Source organism: Saccharomonospora iraqiensis subsp. paurometabolica YIM 90007 (genome assembly GCF_000231035.2).
GTDB lineage: Bacteria > Actinomycetota > Actinomycetes > Mycobacteriales > Pseudonocardiaceae > Saccharomonospora > Saccharomonospora paurometabolica.
This window is the reverse complement of the sequence record NZ_KI912244.1, coordinates 56,390-60,513: the sequence shown is the minus strand read 5'-3', so window position 1 is coordinate 60,513 and position 4,124 is coordinate 56,390. Positions and strand designations below refer to the sequence as shown.

Below are 4,124 nucleotides of genomic sequence, written 5' to 3'. Positions count from 1 at the left end.
GTGACCGGCACGCCGTGCGCCCGGCACGTGCGCAGCGCGGCGGCCACGTCGTCGGCGGTGCGGGGAAAGACGACCGCGCGCGGCACGTGCCGGTAGTTCGAGGCGTCCATGCTGAACATGGCCCGCGCCGCGACACCGGCCTCCACCTCGCCGGTCACCGCGGCGCGCAGATCCCGCAGCAGTGCTCCGGTGGCCGCCTCGTCGGCGGTGTCGGTGGCGGCGGTGTCGGTGGCGGGCCCGCCGGCCGGCCGGGTGGTCGGCGCGGTGGGCGGCTCGGGTGGCATGGTCACCAGTTCTCGCCTCACCAGTTCCGCATCGAGTCGGTCAGGATGGCCGCGACCCGGTCGTCCGGGACGTCGCGCGGCGCCACCGACAGTAGCCGCTGCTGCCGCATCGTGCCGTCCACGAGGGAGTCGACGTCGGCCTCGCCGAACCCGACGGCGGCCAGACCGTTCGGGATGCCGATGTCGCGCATCAGCGCGGTGAGTGCGGCGGGGAGGCATTCGGCCGGGTCGGTGCCCGCCAGCCGTTCCGTCGTGGCCGGGTCCAGGATCCGGGCGGCGTGCACGTGCTTGTCCGGGTCGGTGGGAAAGGTGAACCGGAACGCCGCGGGCGCGGTCAGCGACACCGACTCGCCGTGCGGCACCAGCGCCGCCGCACCGGGGTAGTTGCGCGGGCGGTACTCCCGCACCCGGCCCGCGATCGGGTAGGCGCAGGCGTGCGGGATGTGCACCCCCGCGTTGCCGAAGCCCATTCCCGCGAACGTGGCGGCCAGCATCATGTCGGTGCGCGCGTCGAGGTCACCGCCGCTGAGCACCGCCCGGCGGAACGAGCGGGCGAGCAGGTGCAGTGCCTTCTCGGTCCAGGTGTCCGAGATCGGGTTCGCACCGTTGTAGGCGACCCGGGTCTCCGGGGTGTGCCGGGGGAACGAGTGGAACGGCCGGGCGGTGTAGGACTCGAGTGCGTGGCAGAGCACGTCCATGCCGCTGGCCGCGGTCACCTCCGGCGGCACGGACAGCGTGACCAGCGGGTCGATCACCGCGGTCGTCGGGCGCAGGGCCGGATGGCTGATGCCGGACTTGACCTCGAGGTCGAGCAGGTCGAGCACGCACACCGGGGTGGTCTCCGAGCCGGTGCCCGCCGTGGTGGGCACCGCCACCAGCGGCTTGAGCGGACCGTCCGGGGCCTTCCCGTGCCCGATCGGCGGGTTCACGTAGTCGAACAGGTCGGCCGGGTGGGTGGTCAGCAGGTTCACGGCCTTGGCCGTGTCCAGCGCCGACCCGCCGCCCACGCCGACGAAGCCGTCCCAGGTCGACTCCGCCGCGAACTCCACCGCCGCCCGGATGCTGACGTCGGTCGGCTCGACGTGCACGCCGTCGTAGATCTCCACGGTGAGCCCCGCGGCCTCGGCCGCGTCGGCCACCCGGCGTGGGACGCCGGTCGCGGCCACCCCGGGATCGGTGATCACCAGGACCCGGCGCAGGCCCTGCCGGGCCAGGTCGGCCCCGATCTCGTCCACCGCCCCCGCGCCGAACTTCAGCGGCGTGGCGCCCCAGGTGAACACCGTCTCGTGCAGATACTCGGTCATGCCCTCTCCCCGGTCCAGGCTCGCGCGACGGCGGTGCGGCGAGAGTGGCATGTGGCATACCACCCGTCAACCACACCGACCCCCCCGCGAGTCGCCGTCTCACCCCCGCGAGTTGCCGCCCCGTGCCCGCGAGTCGCCACCTCATGCCCGCGAGTCGCCACCTCATGCCCGCGAGTCGCCGGTCCACACCGGCGAGTCGACGCGGATCAGCCCGGGAACGCGGTCCAGTCGAGCGAGAACGGGGGCTCGGCGTCGCCGGTCTCGGACGACTCCTGCCCGAGCAGCAGCCGCGCGGTGTGCCGCAGGTGCTCCCGCATCGCCTCGGCCGCGGCGTGGGCCTGCCCCTCCTCGACCAGTTCGTGGATCCGCGCGTGCTCGGCGAGGATGTCGTGCATTCCCCGGGACCGGTTCACCGTGGACGTATTCCGGAGCAGGATCGTGTCGCGCAGCGAGTCGACGTGGTCGGCCAGGCGGAGGTTGCCGGATGCCGCGTTGATGGTGTGGTGGAAGCGGCGGTCGGCGGCCATGAACGCGGCCTCGTCGTGTTCGTCCGCGGCCGCGCGCATCGCGGCCAGGTGTGCGGACAAATCGGCCACCCAGCCGGACTCCCGCCTGCCGGTGGCGCGGAAGGTGGCCGGCACCTCCAGCAGCAGCCGCAGGGCGAAGACCTCCTCCAGATCGTGCAGCGAGGTCTGCAGCACCCGGGCCCCCCGGTTGCGCTCGAAACGGACCATCCCGCGTTCGGAGAGCTGGATCAGGGCTTCGCGCACCGGGGTCCGGGACACTCCGAGCCGTGCGGCGAGATCGTGCACCGAGTACAGGGTTCCCGGCACCAGTTCGCCGCTGACGATGCCGCTGCGCAGCTCCTCGAAGATCGTCTTCGCCAGATTCCGCTCGGTGTCGATCTGCCGCATCGGCTCATCCTCGCACGGTGCGCACACCGCCCGGGTGCGGTCGGAAACGATCGTCGGCTCAGCCGAACCAGGCGTCCGCGAGCGCCGTCAGTTCCGGGCGGGCGGGCGCGGGCAGCGCGGCGAGGTACCCGGGGAGGTTGGCGTAGCGGTGCAGGAGTGTGTACGCCAGGCACCGGCGCGCGAACCCGGTGCCGGGGTGGTCCCCGATGCCGTAACCGCGCAGGAACCGTCGCAACAGGACCGGGTCACCGCGGGTGAGGAACGTCCCCACGGCGACGAAGTCGTACTCGGCGGCGCCCGTTCTCGCCGGCTCGAAGTCCAGTAAGCCGGACGGCAGCCACCGCCTACCGTCGTGCCGGACGAGGACGTGCGCGGGCAGGAACTCGGTGTGCAACAGCACCGGCGCGGGAGTGCCGAGACCCACCCGGTCGAGGTAGTCCGGGATCTGATCCAGCCAGTGCCGCGCGAGCCCGAGCCCGCCTTGGGCGGCGACGACGGCCGCACGGCGCCGCCGGAGGAAGGTGGCCCAGTCGTCCGGGCCGAGTTCCGCCACGGCCGGGTCGTCGACCGCGTGCAGCTCGGCCAGCACCGCGCCGAGACATTCGGTCAGCCGTTCCCGCTCCGGCCGGGACAGCGTCGGCCACACCCCGTCGAGGCTCCGCCCGCGCAGTCGGCGCATGAGGACGTAGTGCCATCCGTCGGCCGTGCCGGTCTCCTCCATTTCCGGCGTGGGAACCGACAGCGCGCCGGTCAGCGACCGCAGCACCGCCGCCTCCGTACGGGCCTCGTCCCGGTCGTCGTCCGGGTAGAACTTCAGGACGAGGTGGTCGCCGACCGAGTACACCGGCAGGGAGCCGTCCGGGAAACGGTGCACCGCGGCCCCGGTGAGACGGAGTCGGGCGAGTGTCGTGCGCAGCGGCGGATCGTCCACGCCGGTCACGCTACGGTGCCTCGGGCCGCTCCACGAGCGAATTACCGACCCGGGGCCACGACGCCGTTCTCGGTCACCACGGCGGTGATCAACCCGGCCGGGGTCACGTCGAACGCCGGGTTGAACACCTCGGCGCCCTCCGGGGCCACCTGCACCCCGGAGACGGTGGTGACCTCGGCGGCCGGGCGTTGTTCGACGACGATGCCGTCCCCGTCCGGCAGGCCACGGTCCAGTGTGGACTCCGTGGCGACGACGACGAACGGGATGTCGTGACGCGCGGCGGCCAGTGCCAGGCCGTAGGTGCCGATCTTGTTGGCGACGTCGCCGTTGCGGGCGACGCGGTCGGCGCCGACGAGCACGCAGTCGACCAGTCCGCCGGCCATCGCCGCGGCCGCCGCCGCGTCCGGCAGTACCCGGTACGGGATGCCCTCCTCGGCCAGCTCCCACGCGGTCAGTCGGGAGCCCTGCAGCAGCGGCCGGGTCTCGTCGGCCAGGACGTGCTCGACGTACCCGTCCGCGTGCAGGTCACGGATCGCGCCGAGGGCGGTGCCCCAGGCCACCGTGGCCAGCCTGCCGGTGTTGCAGTGCGTGAGCGGGCGCAGCGGGCGCCGTGCACAGCGGGTGAGCACGAGGTCCGCGGCGTTCCGGGCGGCCGCGCGGTTGACCCGCTCGTCCTCGTCGAGCACGGCCA

Annotated in this window: 5 protein-coding genes; all 5 read right to left on the bottom strand. The window is 73.4% G+C overall.

Features of this window, described 5'->3' with window-relative positions; translation table 11 throughout:
- Positions 1 to 284: hypothetical protein (locus tag SACPADRAFT_RS32885; RefSeq protein WP_233357184.1), on the bottom strand; the 284-nt coding region annotated here is incomplete at its 3' end.
- A gap of 17 nt (positions 285 to 301) precedes the next feature.
- Positions 302 to 1,588, bottom strand: coding sequence for a hydroxyacid-oxoacid transhydrogenase (locus tag SACPADRAFT_RS0213730; RefSeq protein WP_007026736.1), 1,287 nt, complete (start codon positions 1,586 to 1,588; stop codon positions 302 to 304).
- A 206-nt stretch (positions 1,589 to 1,794) separates the two neighbouring features.
- Positions 1,795 to 2,502: a GntR family transcriptional regulator gene (locus tag SACPADRAFT_RS0213725; protein ID WP_007026735.1), complete on the bottom strand. Its 708-nt coding sequence runs from the start codon at positions 2,500 to 2,502 to the stop codon at positions 1,795 to 1,797.
- 58 nt (positions 2,503 to 2,560) lie between these two features.
- Positions 2,561 to 3,433: a phosphotransferase family protein gene (locus SACPADRAFT_RS0213720; protein ID WP_040924364.1), complete on the bottom strand. Its 873-nt coding sequence runs from the start codon at positions 3,431 to 3,433 to the stop codon at positions 2,561 to 2,563.
- 41 nt (positions 3,434 to 3,474) lie between these two features.
- A partial coding sequence (mtnA, locus tag SACPADRAFT_RS27665) for an S-methyl-5-thioribose-1-phosphate isomerase (RefSeq protein ID WP_007026733.1) occupies positions 3,475 to 4,124 on the bottom strand: 650 nt, incomplete at its 5' end.

Coding starts and splice junctions, on each gene's coding strand:
- SACPADRAFT_RS0213730 (WP_007026736.1), bottom strand. CDS start 1,588: ATGACCGAGTATCTGCACGAGACGGTGTTCACCTGGGGCGCCACGCCG.
- SACPADRAFT_RS0213725 (WP_007026735.1), bottom strand. CDS start 2,502: ATGCGGCAGATCGACACCGAGCGGAATCTGGCGAAGACGATCTTCGAG.